The sequence below is a fragment of the Microbacterium sp. ARD31 genome (assembly GCF_031844425.1).
In genome coordinates this window covers 156,830-173,504 of the sequence record NZ_JAUZVE010000009.1, presented here as the reverse complement: position 1 = coordinate 173,504, position 16,675 = coordinate 156,830, and the positions used below count along the sequence as shown (strand labels likewise).

Sequence of the window (16,675 nt, the reverse complement as noted above, 5' to 3'; positions counted from 1 at the left end):
GCGCCGAATGTAGCCCCTCAGCCGGTGCGCGGCGCGCCCGCGAGGAGGGCGTCGAGCAGCAGGATGGCGCCAGGCTTGTCGAGCGGGTTGTTCTGGTTGCCGCACTTCGGCGACTGGATGCACGAGGGGCAGCCGCTGACGCACTCGCAGCCGGCGATCGCCTCGCGGGTGGCGCCGAGCCAGTCGACCGCCGTCCGGAAGCCCCGCTCGGAGAACCCCGCGCCGCCCGGGTGGCCGTCGTACACGAAGACGGTGAGCACGCCGGTGTCGGCGTGCCGGGCCGTGGAGACGCCGCCGATGTCCCAGCGGTCGCAGGTCGCGAAGAGGGGGAGGAGGCCGATCGAGCAGTGCTCCGCGGCGTGGGCCGCGCCCGGGACGTCGAGCGCGGCGAGCCCCGCCTCGGCGACCACGTCGTCGGGCACCGTCCACCACACCGCCGTGGTCCGCAGGGTCCGCTCCGGCAGGTCGAGCGGCTCCTCCGCGAGCACCTCGCCGCCCGGCTGGCGCCGCTTGAGGAAGGACACCACCTGGTGGGAGACGTCGACCTCGCCGAGGGCGAGCTCGCAGCCGCCCCACGACCGGCGCTCGTGGGTCGCGACGATGCTGATGTCGGTGACCTCGCGTGCCGTGGTCGAGTACGACGGGTCGTCGCGGCGCATCGTGGCGACGGAGTGCTCGAGGTCGAGCTCCTCGACCAGCCAGGTCTCGCCCTGGTGGACGTAGACCGCGCCGGGGTGCGCCTGGTTGTGGGCGCCGCCCGCGTCGACCGTCCCGACGACCCGACCGGTGTCCGCCTCGACCAGCTGCACGGGCGACCCGCCCGCGGACCGGATGTCGGCCAGGTCCGCGGCCCGGCCGCGGTCGGTCCAGAACCAGCCGCGCGGGCGCCGCCGCAGCAGCCCCAGATCGACGAGCCGGTCCACCACCTCGCGGGCCGTCGGCCCGAACAGCGGCAGGTCGGCCTCGGTGAGCGGTGACTCCTGCGCGGCGGCGGCGAGGTGCGGCCCCATCACGTGCGGGTTCGACGGGTCGAAGACCGACGCCTCCACCGGCGCCCCGATGAGCATCTCCGGGTGCGTGACCAGATAGGTGTCGAGCGGGTCGTCCTTGGCGACCAGGATGCCGAGCGCGTCCTCCGCGCCCCGCCCGGCCCGCCCGACCTGCTGCCAGAACGCCGCGCGGGTGCCCGGGAAGCCCGCGATCAGCACGGCGTCGAGACCGCTGATGTCGATCCCGAGCTCGAGGGCGTTGGTGGCGGCCAGCCCCACCAGGTCGCCGCGGCGCAGCGCCGCCTCGAGGGCCCGTCGCTCCTCGGGGAGGTACCCGCCCCGGTAGGCGGCGACCTTGTCGGGCAGCGAGCGGTCCACCTCGGCCAGCAGCTCCGACGCCGTCAGCGCGACCTGCTCGGCCCCGCGTCGGGAGCGGATGAAGGCCAGGGTGCGGACGTCCTCGGCGACGAGGTCGGCCAGTAGGTCGGCCACCTCGGACGAGGCCGCGCGCCGGACCGGGGCGCCGTTCTCGCCGGCGTGGGAGGTGAAGGGCGGCTCCCACAGCAGCAGCGAGACGTTGCCGCGCGGGGAGTCGTCGCGGGTGAGGGCGACGACGTCGAGGCCGGTCAGCCGCGACGCGGTCACCTCGGGCTCGGCGACCGTCGCCGAGGCGAGCACGAACGTCGGGTGCGCGCCGTACATCGCGCACACCCGCCGCAGCCGGCGCAGCACGTGGGAGACGTGCGCCCCGAACACCCCGCGGTAGTGGTGGCACTCGTCGACCACGACGTACTGCAGGGAGCCGAGGAAGCGTGACCAGCGGTGGTGGGAGGGCAGGAGCGAGCGGTGGAGCATGTCGGGGTTGGTCAGGACGTACTCCCCGAAGTCGCGCGTCCAGTCGCGCTCCTCCCGCGAGCTGTCGCCGTCGTGGGCCGCGAGGCGCACGTCGAGGCCGAGGGAGGCGAGGCCGGCGAGCTGGTCGTGGGCGAGCGCCTTGGTGGGCGCGAGGTAGAGCACCGAGGCGCCCCGCTCGCCGCGCGGGCCGCGCGCCGCACGGATCGCGGACAGTGCCGGCACCTGGTAGGCCAGGGACTTCCCCGACGCGGTGCCGGTGGCCACGATGACGTGGTCGCCCGCGTGCGCGGCGTCGGCCGCGACCGCCTGGTGGCGCCACGGGCGGGCCACCCCCTGGGCGGCGAAGGCGGCCCGTACGTCGCCCGGCACCCACTCCGGCCACGCCTCGTGGACCGGCTCCCGGGCCGGCAGCACCTCGAGGTGGCGCAGCCGGTCCTCGCGGCCGGGCACGGCCGCCAGCCGGTCGACCAGCGCGTCGACCTGGGGCAGCACGCCGGGGCGGGAAGGTCTCACCTCTCGAGTCTGGCAAACAGCACCGACCGGGGGAGATCTCGGGGAGTCCTGCGGAACGGGAGGGACTCGTGGTTTGATACCACCCGAATGAACTAGGGACGCACCCTGCGTCCTGCAGGCGTACTGTCCGAACTGATTTCGGGAACCGGGGAGCAGTCGTGGATCTCACCCTTGCCACACGCGAGGTGGATGGTCGCGCCATCGTGGCGGTCGGCGGCGAGATCGACGTCTACACCGCACCCAAGCTGCGCGACTGCATCACCGAGCTCGTCGGTGCCGGCACCTACGACATCATCATCGACCTCGAGGCCGTCGAGTTCCTCGACTCCACCGGCCTCGGTGTGCTCGTCGGCGGCCTGAAGAAGGTCCGTGCCCACGACGGGTCGCTCGACCTGGTGTGCACCCAGGAGCGCCTGCTCAAGATCTTCCGCATCACCGGCCTCGCCAAGGTGTTCGTCATCCACGACTCAGTCGGCCTCGCCCCCGGCGCCTGAGCGCCGCGCCCACACCCCTCCGGATGTGTCCGGAGGGCTTTTCGCGTTCCAGTGCGAACACCCCGTGTGGCGTGGGTCACCCTTCGACGTGATCCGGATCACGTCTGCGTAGACTCCGGCGCGTTCTGACTCATTCACAGGAGGACTCGCTGATGACGGGGATCTTGCCCGCAGTCGTGAAGCCGGAGCTCGAAGGTGGGAACCTGGTCCTGGTCGTCGTCGTCGCCCTGATCGCGCTCGGCGCGCTCGGGATGGCCGCGATGTTCCGGTCGCAGGTGATGGCCGCCGGTGAGGGCACCGACAACATGAGGACCATCGCCCAGGCCGTGCAGGAAGGCGCCAACGCCTACCTGACCCGGCAGTTCCGCACTCTCGGGATCTTCGCCGCGGTGGCGTTCGTGGTCCTGTTCGCACTGCCCGCCGACGACGTCACGGTCAGGATCGGCCGCTCGGTCTTCTTCCTGGTCGGCGCCGCCTTCTCCGCCGCCATCGGCTACCTCGGCATGAGCCTCGCCGTCCGCGCCAACCTCCGCGTCGCGGCCGCCGCCGAGACCGAGGGTCGCGACCCCGCCATGACCATCGGCTTCCGCACCGGCGCGTTCGTCGGCATGGCGACCGTCGGCCTCGGCCTCCTCGGCGCCAGCGTCGTGGTGCTCCTCTACAAGGACGAGGCCCCGCACGTGCTCGAGGGCTTCGGCTTCGGCGCCGCCCTGCTCGCCATGTTCATGCGTGTCGGCGGCGGCATCTTCACCAAGGCGGCCGACGTCGGCGCCGACCTGGTGGGCAAGGTCGAGAACAACATCCCCGAGGACGACCCGCGCAACGCCGCGACCATCGCCGACAACGTCGGTGACAACGTCGGTGACTGCGCCGGCATGGCCGCCGACCTCTTCGAGTCGTACGCCGTCACGCTGGTCGCCGCGCTCATCCTCGGCGCCGCAGCGTTCGGCAACGACGGCCTGGTCTTCCCGCTGCTGATCCCCGCGATCGGCGCGCTGACCGCCGTGCTGGGTGTCTTCATCACCAAGCCGCGGGCCGGCGAGAACGGCCTCACCACCATCAACCGTGCGTTCTACATCTCCGCCGCCGTCGGCGCGCTCGCGTCGGTGGTCCTGTCCTACGTCTACCTCCCCGGCTCGTTCGCCGACTTCGAGAACGTCACCGGCGCCGACATCGCGCAGGCGAGCGGCGACCCCCGGCTGATCGCCAGCCTCGCCGTCGTCATCGGCATCGTCATGGCCGCGGGCATCCTCGCCCTCACCGGCTACTACACCGGCACCGAGTACCGCCCCGTCAAGGACGTCGGCAAGACCTCGCTCACCGGTCCCGCCACCGTGATCCTGTCCGGACTGAGCGTCGGCTTCGAGTCGGCGGTCTACACGACGCTGGTGATCGGCGCCGCGGTCTTCGGCGCCTTCCTGCTGGGCGGCGCGACCGTCACCGTCTCGCTCTTCGCCGTCGCGCTCGCCGGCTGCGGACTGCTGACCACCGTCGGCGTCATCGTCGCGATGGACACCTTCGGCCCGGTCTCCGACAACGCCCAGGGCATCGCCGAGATGTCGGGCGACGTCAGTGAGGAGGGTGCGCAGATCCTCACCGAGCTCGACGCGGTCGGCAACACCACCAAGGCGATCACGAAGGGCATCGCCATCGCCACGGCGGTGCTCGCCGCGACCGCCCTGTTCGGCTCCTACTCGACGTCGGTCGCCGACGCGGTCTTCGACGCCGGTGCGCTGAGCGACGACGACCAGACCGCGCTCAACTTCCTCGTCTACAACCCGGGCGTCCTGGTCGGCGTGCTCCTCGGCGCGGCGGTCGTGTTCCTCTTCTCCGGCCTGGCCATCAACGCCGTCGCCCGCGCCGCCGGCGCGGTCGTGTTCGAGGTGCGCCGCCAGTTCCGAGAGATCCCCGGGATCATGGAGGGCACCGGTCGTCCGGAGTACGGCAAGGTCGTCGACATCGTCACCCGCGACTCCCTCCGCGAGCTGATCACGCCGGGCATCCTGGCCGTGATGGCACCGGTCGCCGTCGGCTTCGGCCTCGGCGTGGCCGCGCTGGCGGGCTTCCTCGCCGGCGCGATCGGCACGGGCACGCTCATGGCGGTCTTCCTGGCCAACGCCGGTGGCGCCTGGGACAACGCCAAGAAGCTCGTCGAGGACGGCCACCACGGCGGCAAGGGCTCGGAGGCCCACGCCGCGACCGTCATCGGCGACACGGTGGGCGACCCCTTCAAGGACACCGCCGGCCCGGCCATCAACCCGCTCATCAAGGTGATGAACCTGGTGTCGCTGCTCATCGCCAGCGCCATCGTCTCGATGAGCGTCGGTGAGGACCAGAACGACGCCCTCCGCATCGTGATCGCCCTCGTCGCGGTCGCGATCATCACCGTGGCCGTGGTGATCTCCAAGCGGCGCGAGGTGGCCATCGCCGACGACGGCGACAACGCCGGCTCGTCGTCGTTCGCCCCGCACCACGCCTGACCCGCACCCTGCACGACGCGCGCCGCGGCCCGTCACTCCTCCGGGAGTGGCGGGCCGCGTCTGCGAGGCTGGTGCCATGCGCCCCGAGCTCGACGTCGCCGCCCCCCTACGCGAGGCACTGATCGCCGCGGACTTCACCTACGACCGGGTCGCGGAGGCGATCGGTGACGACGCCCACCGCGCCCTCGGGCGCAACGAGACGCTCCCCGCGCTGCGGCGTACGACGTCGGGCGCACCTCTCGACACGCTCGTGCGGCTGTTCCTGCTGCAGACCACGGTCACCCGCGACGAGGCCGACCGGGCGCTGCCCGGGCTCGTCGACCGGCTCTGCAACGCCGGGCTGCTCGAGCAGAGCGTCAGCGAGGTGGCCGCCCGGACCGACTGCCGGCCCTACGCCGCCACCGGAAACGGCGAGGACCGCGACCTGTGGGTCGTCTCCGACCTGACGCCGGGCCTCGACGGGGCGCCCGTCGCGGTGGGCCCCGACCACGTGCTCGGCATCTCGAGCGCGTCGACCAGCCTGGCGCAGCTCACCATGCGCGAGCCGGTCGGCAGCGCCCTCGACCTCGGCACCGGCTGCGGCGTGCAGGCCCTCCACCTGGCCGGCCACGCCACGCGCGTCGTCGCCACCGACGTCAACGCCCGCGCGCTCTGGATGACCCGGCTCAACGCCGCGCTCAACGAGGTCGAGGTCGACGTCCGCGACGGGTCGTTCTTCGAGCCGGTGGCCGGCGAGCGCTTCGACCTCATCGCCACCAACCCGCCCTTCGTGATCTCCCCGGCGACCGGCGAGCGGCTGGTCTACCGCGACTCGGGCCTCCCCGGCGACCGGGTCGTCGAGCACATCGTGCGCACCGGCCCCGAGCACCTCTCCGACGGCGGCTGGCTCCAGGTCCTCGCCAACTGGGCGATCCTTGACGGGCAGCCCTGGGACGAGCGGCTCGCCTCCTGGCTGCGCGACGACTGCGACGCGCTGGTCGTGCAGCGCGAGACGCTCGACCCGGCGTCGTACGTCGAGCTGTGGCTCAAGGACAGTGGTCACCACGGCGGTCCGCAGTACGCCGCCCGCTACGACACCTGGCTCTCGTGGCTGGAGGAGACGGGGATCGAGGGGGTCGGCTTCGGCTGGATCAACGTCCGACGAGGCGGGGGAGGGCGCCACGACCTCCAGGAGTGGCCCTACGACGTGGAGCAGCCCATCGGTCCGGCCGTCCGGGCCTGGGGCGAGGCCGTCACCGACCTGCGGGGGCTCTCCGACGACGACCTGCTGGCCACCACCCTGCGCGCCCGCGAGGACGTCCAGCAGGAGACGGTCGGTCGTCCGGGTGCGGAGGACCCCGAGGCGATCGTGCTGCGCCAGCAGCGGGGCTTCCGCCGTGCCCGCACCGCCGACACCGTCGAGGCGGCCTTCCTCGGCGCCTGCGACGGCGACCTCCCGGTCGGAGCGCTGCTGGGCGCCCTGGGGTCGCTCCTGCAGCGCGACGAGGCCGAGCTCCGGGCGACGTACCTCCCCGTGGTGCGCGAGCTCGTCGCCGAGGGCTTCCTCACGACCTGACCGGGCGGCCGTGTGCATCGCGGCCGACGGGGTACTGCCGGACCACGCCCGACCACCACGACGATGGAGGAGACACCTGATGGCCGAGTCACACGTCAGCGACGAGCTGTGGGAGGAGTTCCACGCCGTGGTCAACATGACCTCGCGTGAGCTCGCCGACTGGATGGTCGTCGAGGCGTCCGACGGCGGCACGGCGGTCGCGCCCGACAGCCCCGAGCTGGAGGTCGGTGAGCAAGTCGTCCAGATCCTCGGCAAGCGCCGCACCGACCTCACGCCCGACGACGTCGACACGATGCGCCACGTCGTCGAGCAGGTGCGCACCATCCGCGGCGACGAGCCCGAGCCGGAGGCCTACGACGACGACGTACGCCGCGTGCTGATGTCGTTCGGCCACGACCCGCTGAAGCCCTCCCAGGGCTGACGCGGGGCTCCCTCGGAGCCCGGTCCGGACCGGGCGAGTCGCCTCCAGGGGTGGCCATCTGCCGATGTGGCGCTACCGTTGCGGCGCCGAGCACATCTCGGCAGCAACAAGAGGGAGCAGAGAAGAAGTGGCAAAGCTCGTCATCGTCGAGTCCCCGGCCAAGGCCCGCACCATCGGCGGCTACCTCGGCCAGGACTACGTCGTCGAGTCCTCGATCGGACACATCCGCGACCTGCCGAACAACGCGGCGGACACGCCGGCGAAGATCAAGGACAAGCCGTGGGGGCGACTCGCGGTCGACGTCGACAACGGCTTCGAGCCCTACTACGTCGTGCCCCGCGACAAGAAGAGCCACATCTCCAAGCTGAAGAAGCTGGTCAAGGAGGCCGACGCCCTCTACCTCGCCACCGATGAGGACCGCGAGGGCGAGGCCATCGCGTGGCACCTCCTCGACGAGCTCAAGCCGCCCAAGGGCCTGCCCGTCCACCGCATGGTCTTCCACGAGATCACCAAGCCCGCGATCCTCGCTGCGGTCGAGAACCCCCGCGAGATCAACGACGACCTCGTCGAGGCCCAGGAGGCCCGCCGCATCCTCGACCGCCTCTACGGCTACGAGGTCTCGCCGGTGCTGTGGAAGAAGGTCATGTCCGGCCTCTCCGCCGGGCGCGTCCAGTCGGTGGCCACCCGCCTGGTCGTCGACCGCGAGCGCGAGCGGATGAAGTTCAAGGTCGCCTCCTACTGGGACCTCGACGCCACCTTCGACGCCGGCACCGGCCACGACCCGCGGATGTTCCCGGCGAAGCTCCACAGCATCGACGACGTCCGCGTCGCCCGCGGCTCCGACTTCGACAACACCGGCGTGCTCAAGGGCAAGGGGGAGCGGGTCCACCTCTCCCGCGCCGACGCCGAGGCGCTGGCCACCGGCCTGGGCGAGACGTCGTACGCCGTCCGCTCGGTGGAGTCCAAGCCCTACCGCCGCTCGCCGTACCCGCCGTTCCGCACCACCACCCTCCAGCAGGAGGCCTCGCGCAAGCTCGGGATGAGCGCCAGCGTCACCATGTCGGTGGCGCAGCGCCTCTACGAGAACGGCTTCATCACCTACATGCGAACGGACTCCACGACGCTGTCCGGCGCGGCCATCGGCGCCGCCCGCGACCAGGTCCGTGAGCTCTACGGTGCCGAGTACCTCCCGGACTCCCCGCGCACCTACGCCTCCAAGGTCAAGAACGCGCAGGAGGCGCACGAGGCGATCCGGCCCGCCGGTGACACCTTCCGCACGCCCGCCCAGACCGGGCTGTCCGGTGAGCAGTTCCGCCTCTACGAGCTCATCTGGATGCGCACCGTCGCCTCGCAGATGAAGGACGCCACCGGCAACTCGGTGACGATCCGCCTCGGCGGCGCCGCAGCGGACGGCCGCGACGTCGTCTTCAGCGCGAGCGGCCGCACGATCACCTTCCACGGCTTCCTGAAGGCCTACGTCGAGGACATCGACGACGCGTCCAAGCGCCGCGACGACGCCGAGACCCGCCTCCCCAACCTCGCCGAGGGTGCTCCGGTCTCGGTCGCGACGCTGACGCCCGAAGGCCACGAGACGAAGCCGCCGGCCCGCTACACCGAGGCCACGCTGATCAAGGAGCTCGAGGACCGCGAGATCGGCCGTCCGTCGACGTACGCCTCGATCATCGGCACGATCCTCAACCGCGGCTATGTCTACAAGAAGGGCACCGCGCTGGTGCCCGCGTGGCTGGCCTTCTCCGTCACGCGGCTGCTGGAGGAGCACTTCCCGCGCCAGGTGTCGTACGAGTTCACCGCCTCGATGGAGGACGTGCTCGACGAGATCGCCAACGGCCAGCGCGACCGCGCCACCGAGCTGGGGGAGTTCTACTACGGCGCCGGCGACGTGGTCGGCCTGAAGACGCTCGTGACCGACCTCGGTGAGATCGACGCCAAGGAGATGGCGACCTTCGCCATCGGCACGCCCGAGGACGGCATCAACCTCCGCGTCGGCCGCTACGGCCCGTACGTCGAGGGGCCGAACCCCGAGGGCGGCGACGGAGCGCCGGTGCGCGCCAACGTCCCCGACGACCTGCCGCCCGACGAGCTGACGGTGGCCAAGGCCAAGGAGCTGCTGGCCAACCCCGCCGGCGAGGAGCAGGTGATCGGCAACCACCCCGACACCGGTCTCCAGATCGTGGCCAAGAACGGTCGCTTCGGCCCCTACGTCACCGAGGTGCTGCCCGACGACGCCCCCAAGAGCGCCAAGCCGCGGACCGGCTCGCTGTTCAAGTCGATGACCGTCGACACCGTCAGCCTCGAGGACGCCGTCAAGCTCCTCGACCTGCCGCGGGTGGTGGGCGTCGACGAGGACGGCACGGAGATCACCGCGCAGAACGGGCGCTACGGGCCCTACCTCAAGAAGGGCACCGACTCGCGGAGCCTCACCTCCGAGGACCAGATCTTCGACATCACGCTCGACCAGGCGAAGGCGATCTACGCCCAGCCCAAGCAGCGCGGGCGCGGCGCGGCCACCCCGCCGCTCAAGGAGCTCGGCAACGACCCGGTCTCCGGGCAGCCGGTGGTCGTCAAGGCCGGCCGCTTCGGCGAGTACGTCACCGACGGCGAGTACAACGCCACGCTGCGCAAGGACGACACGGTCGAGTCGATCACCCTCGAGCGCGCGGCCGAGCTCCTCGCCGAGCGCCGTGAGCGCGGTCCGGCGAAGAAGGCGGCCAAGACGGGCGCGAAGAAGGCGCCGGCGAAGAAGACCGCGGCCAAGAAGACGGCTGCGAAGAAGACGGCCGCCAAGAAGACGACTGCCAAGAAGGCCGCGAAGAAGTCCTGACGGTCAGCGCAGGTTCGCCGCGACGACCGAGCCGAGCAGGAACGCCCAGCCGCCGGTGAGGCGGTAGGCGCCAGGTCGCGGGCGCAGCAGCCCGGTGAGGCCCCCGAAGAGCAGGAACAGGGGTACGCCGACCGGCGTGAGCAGGACGAGCCAAGCCCAGCCCCACCGCGTGGCCCGCCACGGTTCGATGCTGCCGATGAGGAGCAGCGTCGCGCACACGGTGCCGAGGCTGGCGAAGGCGAGCCAGCCGGGAGCACGGAAGCCGAGGATCGTCGTCCACGTGCCGCCGTAGGGGGCTTGCGTCCGGCCTGTGACCGTCACCTCGCGGCCGTTGGTGCGCAGCCAGTCGGCGACGTCGCCGACCACGACCTCGTCGCCCGGCCGCCGCACCTTGCGGGCCTCCCGCTCGCTGGACGCCTGGGTGACGGTGGTGGCGTACGCGATGCCGTGCTCGCGCCAGCGGATGGCGACCGGGCCGTAGCCGATGTTCCCCTCGGCAAGCTGCTCCGAGATCCGGACGTCGGTCACGTCACCTTCGCCGATCGCCTGCCGCAGGTGCGACACGTCGACCTCCCGCTCGCCGAGCAGGACGGCTGCGAGGCACGTCGCCGCGACCACGACGAGCAGCGACCACGCAGCGGCGCGGTCCCACCGGCCGACCGCTCGTCCGTCCGATGCCGGGCGCTCCTGCACCTGCGCTGTCATGCGTCCCCCTCGTTCCGCAGGAGCATAGGGGGCCGGAGCGGCTGCGGCGCAGCGTCCGGCGGAACGACTTTCATCCCTCCGTCGCTGTTTCGGACCGAGCCGGGCTGGATACGTTCGACGCATGCCCACCACAGCCCGCACCGCCGTGCTTGCCGCGCTCGCGGTCGTCGTCAGCCCGCTCCTGGTCGTCCAAGCCGGAGCGCCGGCCCATGCCGCCGTGAGCGTGTTCCCGGTGCCGACCAGCAACGCCGGGCTCGGACGGATCACCACCGCTCCCGACGGGACCATGTGGTTCGTCGAGGAGGACGCCAACAAGGTGGGCCGCATCACCCCCGCCGGCCAGGTCACCGAGTACGGCCTCGGCGCCACCACCACCGACGAGGCCTCGGTGATGGACCTCGACGTGGCGCCGGACGGCGCCGTGTGGGTCGTGTACGACTCGGGCTGGAACGCGGTGCGGCTGGACCCGGCGACGGGCAGCGCCACGAAGTACGGTCTGGGGTCCTACCCCTATGGCGGGGCGGTCCGCGTGGCCGGGGACGGGTCCGCCTGGATCACGATGAACTACGACGAGTCCGGGGTCATCCGCATCGTCCCGGGCCAGCCCTACAGCTGGACCGCCAATGCGCCCGAGTGCGAGGACGTCCTCGGCGAGGCCACCGACGGCAGCATGTGGTGCCAGGGCGCCGGCCTCGACACCCTCGTCAGGCTGGGTCCCGACGCCAACAGCGGTACGACGTACCCCCTGCCGAGCGACGCGTCGTACCCGAACGGCCTCGCCGCGGGGCCGACCGGCTCGATCTGGTTCACCCGGAGCTGGAGCGGCACCATGTTCACGAGCCCGTCCCACGGCTCGATCGGCTACCTCGACGCGGCCACGGGGGCCACGCAGATCTGGTCCACCGGCTCGCGCACCGCGCCCTCCGACCTGGTGATGGGGCCGGACCGGCAGATGTGGTTCACCAACCGCGGTGCGGCGCCGGGCATCGGGCACATCTCCGCCACGGGCGTGGGGGCGATCAGTTCCGTCGGCAGCTACGAGCCGACGTCGCTGACCTTCGGCCCGGACGGGGCGATCTGGTTCACCGACGCGAAGAACAACTCGATCGTGCGGGTCACCACCGACCAGCTCGCCACCACCAACATCGACCTCGGTGACGGCGTCACGATGGTCCCGCCGACCACCCCGGCCCCGCCCACGCCCCCGGCCCCGGCTGCGGCGGCCGTCGGCGCGCTCCCGAAGGTGAAGGGCGTGACGAAGGTGCGCAAGGGCGCGATCCGGGTGCCCGTGCTGTGCGGTCGCGACGTCGCGGGCTGCGCGGGCCGCCTCGGCCTCGAGACCGCCAAGGGCGGCAAGGCCCTCGCCCGCCAGAAGGCCTACACCGTGGCCTCCGGAAAGAAGGCCCGGGTGAAGGTGCGGCTGTCGAAGAAGGGCATGAGGCTGCTCCGCCCGGGCCGCGTCGTGAAGGTGCGCGTCGAGCTCACCGCACCCGGCTCCAGGAAGGTGCTGGTCCGACAGACCATCAAGGTCCGCCGCGGCTGACGCGGGCGTCCGGGGTGCGTGTCCCACCCCGCCCGTAGGGTGTGCTGCGTGAGCAGAGGGGTTTTTTCCGACCGTGGGCTCTTCGTCTGCTTCGAGGGTGGCGAGGGCGCCGGCAAGTCCACGCAGTCGCGCCTGCTCCACGACTGGCTCGTCGAGCAGCGCCGCACCGTCCTGCTCACCTTCGAGCCCGGCGACACCCCGGTCGGCAAGGAGCTGCGCCGGATCGTCCTCGACCCGGCGACCGGCGACCTGTCCGACCGCACGGAGGCCCTCCTCTACGCCGCCGACAAGGCCGAGCACGTCGACCACGTCGTGCTGCCCGCGCTCGCGCGCGACGAGGTGGTGATCACCGACCGCTACGTCGACTCGACCCTGGCCTACCAGGGAGCCGGCCGCACGCTGGCGGTCGCGGAGGTCGAGGCCGTCGCCCGCTGGGCGACCGGCGACCTGCGCCCGCACCTCACCGTCGTCCTCGACCTCGAGCCCGAGGCGGGGCTCGGTCGCTTCGACGAGCGCGACCGCATCGAGGGGCAGTCCTTGGAGTTCCACCAGCGGGTCCGGCAGGGCTTCCTCGACCTCGCCGACGGCGACCCCGACCACTACCTCGTCCTCGACGCCCGGGCGCCCATCGAGGAGCTCGCGGCCGCGATCCGGGCCCGGGTCGAGCCGCTGCTGGGGGCGCGATGACCGTCTGGGAGGACCTCGTCGGCCAGCAGTCCCTGATCGGCACCCTCCGCGACGCCGCGGCGGGGCACGGCATGACCCACGCGTGGCTGTTCACCGGTCCGCCCGGCTCGGGGCGCTCCAACGTCGCCCGGGCCTTCGCGGCCGCCCTGCAGTGCGAGACCGGCACCGGCTGCGGCACGTGCGAGGCCTGCCGGCTGGTGACGAGCGGGTCCCACCCCGACGTGACCGTCGTACGCTCCGAGACGACCGTGCTCTACGTCGACGACATGCGGTCCCTGGTCCAGGCGTCGGCGAAGTTCCCCGCGCTGGGTCGCTGGCAGATCATCCTCGTCGAGGACGCCGACCGGCTCGGCACCCCGGAGAACCCGCGCACCGGCAACGCCCTGCTCAAGGCGATCGAGGAGCCGACTCCGAAGACCGTGTGGCTGCTGTGCGCTCCCACGCGGGCCGACGTGCTGCCGACCATCGCGTCCCGCTCGCGCCACGTCACCCTCGCCACCCCGACCGCTCCGGAGGTCAGCGGCTTCCTCGTGCGGCAGGGCATCGACGCCACCATGGCGTCCTTCGCCGCGCGGGCCAGCCAGGGCCACATCGGCCGTGCGCGGGCGCTCTGCGTCGACGAGGACGCCCGGCGGCGGCGCCGCGAGGTCGTCTCCCTCCCGGCGCGGCTCACCTCCCTGGGTGCGGTGATGACGGCGGCGACCAACCTCGCCGAGATCGCCAAGGAGGAGACCGCGGCGATCACCGACGAGACCGAGCGGCGCGAGCTCGAGGGCCTGCAGTCGATGTTCGGCAGCGAGCGCAAGGACACCACCAGCCGGGCCTACCGCGCCGCGCTGGCGGCGCTGGAGAAGCTGCAGAAGCAGAAGGCCAGGCGTCGGGTGCTCGACGTCATCGACCGCTGCCTGATGGACCTCGTCTCGGTCTACCGCGATGCCATCGCGCTGGCCGTCGGGGCGCCCGGCGAGCTCGTCAACGAGGAGCTGCGCGGCGACGTCGAGGTGGTCGCCCGGGCCGCGTCGCCCGAGCAGCTGCTGCGCATGATCGACGAGATCTTCACCGCCCGCGAGCAGATGCTGGAGTTCAACGTGCCGCCCCAGCTGGCGCTGGAGTCGATGACCGTCGCGCTGCGCCTGCCGGGAGTGCGCGCGTGAGGCGGGTCCTCGCACTGGTGGCCGTGCTCGCCCTGGTGCTGACGGCTGCCGTCGCGGTCGGCGTGGCTCTCGGCGGCGACGGCACCGACGACGCGCCGCGCGTGCTGCCGACGCCCTCGCCGACCACCCCGCCGCCCGCCTCGGTCACCGAGGCGCCGAGGCCCGCCCTCGAGGAGTTCTACTCCCAGCGCATCGACTGGCAGCCCTGCGCGGGCGACGACGACCAGGACTGCGGCACGCTCACCGTGCCGATCGACTACTCCGAGCCGCGGGGCGAGACGATCGACCTCGCGCTGCTGCGGGTCCCCGCCTCCGGCGCGCGCGTCGGCTCGATGGTCGTCAACCCGGGCGGCCCGGGAGCCCCCGGGACGTCGTACGCCGCCGCCGCTGGGATGGTCTTCCGCAAGCCGCTCCTCGAGGCCTTCGACGTCGTCGGCTTCGACCCGCGCGGCACCGGCCGGTCGGCCCCCATCGAGTGCCTCAGCGACGAGGAGCTCGACGCCTACATCGCCGCGGACCCGACGCCCGACACCCCCGACGAGGTCGAGGACTACCAGGAGACCGTCCTGGGGTTCGGGGCGGCCTGCCTGGAGAGCTCCGGACCGCTGCTCGGTCACGTCACCACGATCGAGACCGCGCGTGACATGGACGTGCTCCGCTCCGCGCTCGGCGAGGAGGCCCTGACCTACCTCGGCGCCTCCTACGGCACCAAGCTCGGCGCGACCTACGCCGAGCTCTTCCCCGAGCGGGTGGGGCGTTTCGTGCTCGACGGGGCGGTCGACGTCTCGCTCGACCCCGAGACGATGTCGCTGGACCAGGCCGCCGGCTTCGAGACCGCGCTGCGCGCCTACGTGCAGAACTGCCTCGACTCGACCGACAACTGCTTCCTCGGCGATTCTGTCGACGAGGGCCTGGCGACGATCAGCGGCCTGCTGGAGTCCGTCGAGGACGAGCCGCTGCCCGCCGGTGACCGCGAGCTCGAGGTCGGCAACGCCTTCTACGGGATCGTCGCTCCGCTCTACAACCGCGACTACTGGTTCGTGCTGAGCACCGCCCTCGCGTCCGCGCTCGACGGCAAGGGCTCGGCGCTGATGGAGCTCTCCGACCTCTACTCCTCCCGCAACCGCGACGGGTCCTACAAGGACAACTCGATGGAGGCCATCTACGCGATCAACTGCCTCGACGACCCGAGGTCGATCGGGTTCGGCCGGGTTCCGTCGAAGTTCGCGGCCTTCGAGGAGGCCTCGCCCACCTTCGGCGAAGTCTTCGCCTGGGGCCTCACCGGGTGCCGCGGCATCGAGGTGACCTCGTCGGAGGAGCCGCTCGACATCCGGGGCGAGGGCGCTGCCCCGATCCTCGTCCTCGGCACCAGCCGCGACCCCGCGACGCCCATGAAGTGGGCCGAGGCGCTGGCCGCCCAGCTCGAGTCCGGCGTGCTGGTGGAGCGCGACGGCGACGGGCACACGGCCTACAACTCCGGCGACGAGTGCATCGACGAGGCCGTGGAGGACTACCTCGTCGAGGGCACCGTCCCCGACGACGGCACGACCTGCTGAGGGACCTTCGGCCCTACGTCGTCGTGAGCCCGCGGCCTAGCGTGGTCGCATGACGACCGTGGCCGCCCGGTGCCCCCTGCGCCCGGGCGACTTCTGCTCGCTGTGCGTGCCGGGCGCGACGGGTCCGCAGGACTGCCCCACGGTCGCGGAGGTCATGCGCGACCCCGACCTCCGCGACCGGCTCGCCGAGCTGCGGCGCGAGGCCGCGCTCAGCCCTCCAGGGCGGCGTCGAGGGTGATCGGCACGGCCGCGAGCGCCTTGCTGATCGGGCACCCGGCCTTCGCCTTGTCGGCAGCGTCCTTGAACGCCGCGTCGTCGAGACCGTCGACCTCGGCGCGCACCGTCAGCACGATGCCGGTGAGCTTGAAGCCGCCGGCCTCCTGGTCGGCGCCGAGCGTGACGTCGGCCTTCACGTCGAGGGCCTGCACCGTGCCGCCGGCCTCGGTGACCAGGTTCGACAGCGACATCGCGTAGCACGCGGAGTGCGCGGCGGCCACGAGCTCCTCGGGGCTGGTGGTGCCGTCGGCGTCGTCGGCCGCGCGCTTGGGGAAGTTGACGTCGAACGTCCCGGCCCCGGAGCTGGAGAGCTCGACCTGACCGGATCCGTCCTGGAGTCCGCCGTTCCAGGCAGTGCGTGCGGAGCGAGTGGGCATCGTGCCTCCTGAGGTGGGGTGGTGCGGTCGCTACCGAACCTAGCCGGTGCTCCCCACCCCGTGATTTCTGTCCGGGAGCACCGGCTCCGTATACTCGCCCGCGGTCCGTCGAGCACGCTCGAGGACCACGCCGCCTTAGCTCAGTCGGTAGAGCGAATCACTCGTAATGATTAGGTCGTCGGTTCGATTCCGACAGGCGGCTCCGACTCCCCCGGGGACCCGAGACCC

General features: G+C 72.1%; 13 protein-coding genes and 1 tRNA gene. 11 read left to right on the top strand and 3 right to left on the bottom strand.

Annotated elements, in window-relative coordinates; genetic code table 11:
• Positions 1-17 precede the first annotated feature (17 nt).
• Positions 18-2,357: a DEAD/DEAH box helicase gene (locus Q9S36_RS22260; RefSeq protein WP_396653814.1), complete on the bottom strand. Its 2,340-nt coding sequence runs from the start codon at positions 2,355-2,357 to the stop codon at positions 18-20.
• 158 nt (positions 2,358-2,515) lie between these two features.
• On the opposite strand from Q9S36_RS22260, the gene Q9S36_RS22255 reads away from it, so the two are divergent.
• From Q9S36_RS22255 to topA, 5 genes are all read left to right on the top strand, one after another.
• Complete coding sequence (locus Q9S36_RS22255; RefSeq protein WP_311287040.1) at positions 2,516-2,851, top strand: anti-sigma factor antagonist; 336 nt, start codon at positions 2,516-2,518, stop codon at positions 2,849-2,851.
• A 152-nt stretch (positions 2,852-3,003) separates the two neighbouring features.
• The gene (locus tag Q9S36_RS22250; RefSeq protein ID WP_311287039.1) at positions 3,004-5,331 is read left to right on the top strand and encodes a sodium-translocating pyrophosphatase; all 2,328 of its coding nucleotides are present in this window, start codon (positions 3,004-3,006) and stop codon (positions 5,329-5,331) included.
• Between the two features lie 76 nt (positions 5,332-5,407).
• The gene (locus tag Q9S36_RS22245) at positions 5,408-6,886 is read left to right on the top strand and encodes a class I SAM-dependent methyltransferase (RefSeq protein ID WP_311287038.1); all 1,479 of its coding nucleotides are present in this window, start codon (positions 5,408-5,410) and stop codon (positions 6,884-6,886) included.
• 79 nt (positions 6,887-6,965) lie between these two features.
• On the top strand, positions 6,966-7,307 hold the full coding sequence (locus Q9S36_RS22240) for a DUF3140 domain-containing protein (RefSeq protein WP_311287036.1): 342 nt from the start codon (positions 6,966-6,968) through the stop codon (positions 7,305-7,307).
• A 64-nt stretch (positions 7,308-7,371) separates the two neighbouring features.
• Positions 7,372-10,149, top strand: coding sequence for a type I DNA topoisomerase (gene topA, locus Q9S36_RS22235; protein ID WP_311287035.1), 2,778 nt, complete (start codon positions 7,372-7,374; stop codon positions 10,147-10,149).
• Positions 10,150-10,152: 3 nt separating this feature from the next.
• Here the strand turns inward: topA and Q9S36_RS22230 are convergent, their stop codons facing one another.
• A complete protein-coding gene (locus Q9S36_RS22230; RefSeq protein ID WP_311287034.1) occupies positions 10,153-10,854 on the bottom strand; it encodes a hypothetical protein in 702 nt (233 codons plus the stop codon).
• Between the two features lie 121 nt (positions 10,855-10,975).
• On the opposite strand from Q9S36_RS22230, the gene Q9S36_RS22225 reads away from it, so the two are divergent.
• Genes Q9S36_RS22225 through Q9S36_RS22205 form a run of 5 tightly spaced genes read left to right on the top strand, consistent with a single transcriptional unit; the run spans position 10,976 to position 16,032 of the window.
• The gene (locus Q9S36_RS22225; protein ID WP_311287033.1) at positions 10,976-12,397 is read left to right on the top strand and encodes a hypothetical protein; all 1,422 of its coding nucleotides are present in this window, start codon (positions 10,976-10,978) and stop codon (positions 12,395-12,397) included.
• A gap of 48 nt (positions 12,398-12,445) precedes the next feature.
• The gene (gene tmk / locus Q9S36_RS22220) at positions 12,446-13,084 is read left to right on the top strand and encodes a dTMP kinase (protein ID WP_311287032.1); all 639 of its coding nucleotides are present in this window, start codon (positions 12,446-12,448) and stop codon (positions 13,082-13,084) included.
• Positions 13,081-14,238 (top strand): DNA polymerase III subunit delta', encoded by a 1,158-nt coding sequence (locus Q9S36_RS22215; RefSeq protein ID WP_311287031.1) that lies wholly within the window; start codon positions 13,081-13,083, stop codon positions 14,236-14,238. The genes tmk and Q9S36_RS22215 overlap by 4 nt, the downstream gene beginning before the upstream one ends.
• Positions 14,235-15,794: an alpha/beta hydrolase gene (locus tag Q9S36_RS22210; RefSeq protein WP_311287030.1), complete on the top strand. Its 1,560-nt coding sequence runs from the start codon at positions 14,235-14,237 to the stop codon at positions 15,792-15,794. Before Q9S36_RS22215 ends, Q9S36_RS22210 begins: the two co-directional genes overlap by 4 nt.
• A 49-nt stretch (positions 15,795-15,843) precedes the next feature.
• Positions 15,844-16,032: a DUF6767 domain-containing protein gene (locus Q9S36_RS22205; protein ID WP_311287029.1), complete on the top strand. Its 189-nt coding sequence runs from the start codon at positions 15,844-15,846 to the stop codon at positions 16,030-16,032.
• Here Q9S36_RS22205 and Q9S36_RS22200 read toward each other — a convergent pair.
• Positions 16,004-16,447 carry an OsmC family peroxiredoxin gene (locus Q9S36_RS22200; protein WP_311287028.1) on the bottom strand — a complete coding sequence of 148 codons (444 nt, stop codon included), beginning with the start codon at positions 16,445-16,447 and terminating at the stop codon, positions 16,004-16,006. The genes Q9S36_RS22205 and Q9S36_RS22200 overlap by 29 nt on opposite strands.
• A gap of 129 nt (positions 16,448-16,576) precedes the next feature.
• On the opposite strand from Q9S36_RS22200, the gene Q9S36_RS22195 reads away from it, so the two are divergent.
• Positions 16,577-16,649 (top strand) — tRNA-Thr (locus Q9S36_RS22195).
• Positions 16,650-16,675 lie beyond the last annotated feature (26 nt).

Excerpts from the sequence above, each read along its gene's own strand:
- Q9S36_RS22240 (WP_311287036.1), top strand. The coding sequence starts at position 6,966 with ATGGCCGAGTCACACGTCAGCGACGAGCTGTGGGAGGAGTTCCACGCC.
- Q9S36_RS22245 (WP_311287038.1), top strand. The coding sequence starts at position 5,408 with ATGCGCCCCGAGCTCGACGTCGCCGCCCCCCTACGCGAGGCACTGATC.
- Q9S36_RS22225 (WP_311287033.1), top strand. The coding sequence starts at position 10,976 with ATGCCCACCACAGCCCGCACCGCCGTGCTTGCCGCGCTCGCGGTCGTC.
- Q9S36_RS22205 (WP_311287029.1), top strand. The coding sequence starts at position 15,844 with ATGACGACCGTGGCCGCCCGGTGCCCCCTGCGCCCGGGCGACTTCTGC.
- topA (WP_311287035.1), top strand. The coding sequence starts at position 7,372 with ATGTGGCGCTACCGTTGCGGCGCCGAGCACATCTCGGCAGCAACAAGA.
- Q9S36_RS22250 (WP_311287039.1), top strand. The coding sequence starts at position 3,004 with ATGACGGGGATCTTGCCCGCAGTCGTGAAGCCGGAGCTCGAAGGTGGG.
- Q9S36_RS22215 (WP_311287031.1), top strand. The coding sequence starts at position 13,081 with ATGACCGTCTGGGAGGACCTCGTCGGCCAGCAGTCCCTGATCGGCACC.
- Q9S36_RS22230 (WP_311287034.1), bottom strand. The coding sequence starts at position 10,854 with ATGACAGCGCAGGTGCAGGAGCGCCCGGCATCGGACGGACGAGCGGTC.
- Q9S36_RS22200 (WP_311287028.1), bottom strand. The coding sequence starts at position 16,447 with ATGCCCACTCGCTCCGCACGCACTGCCTGGAACGGCGGACTCCAGGAC.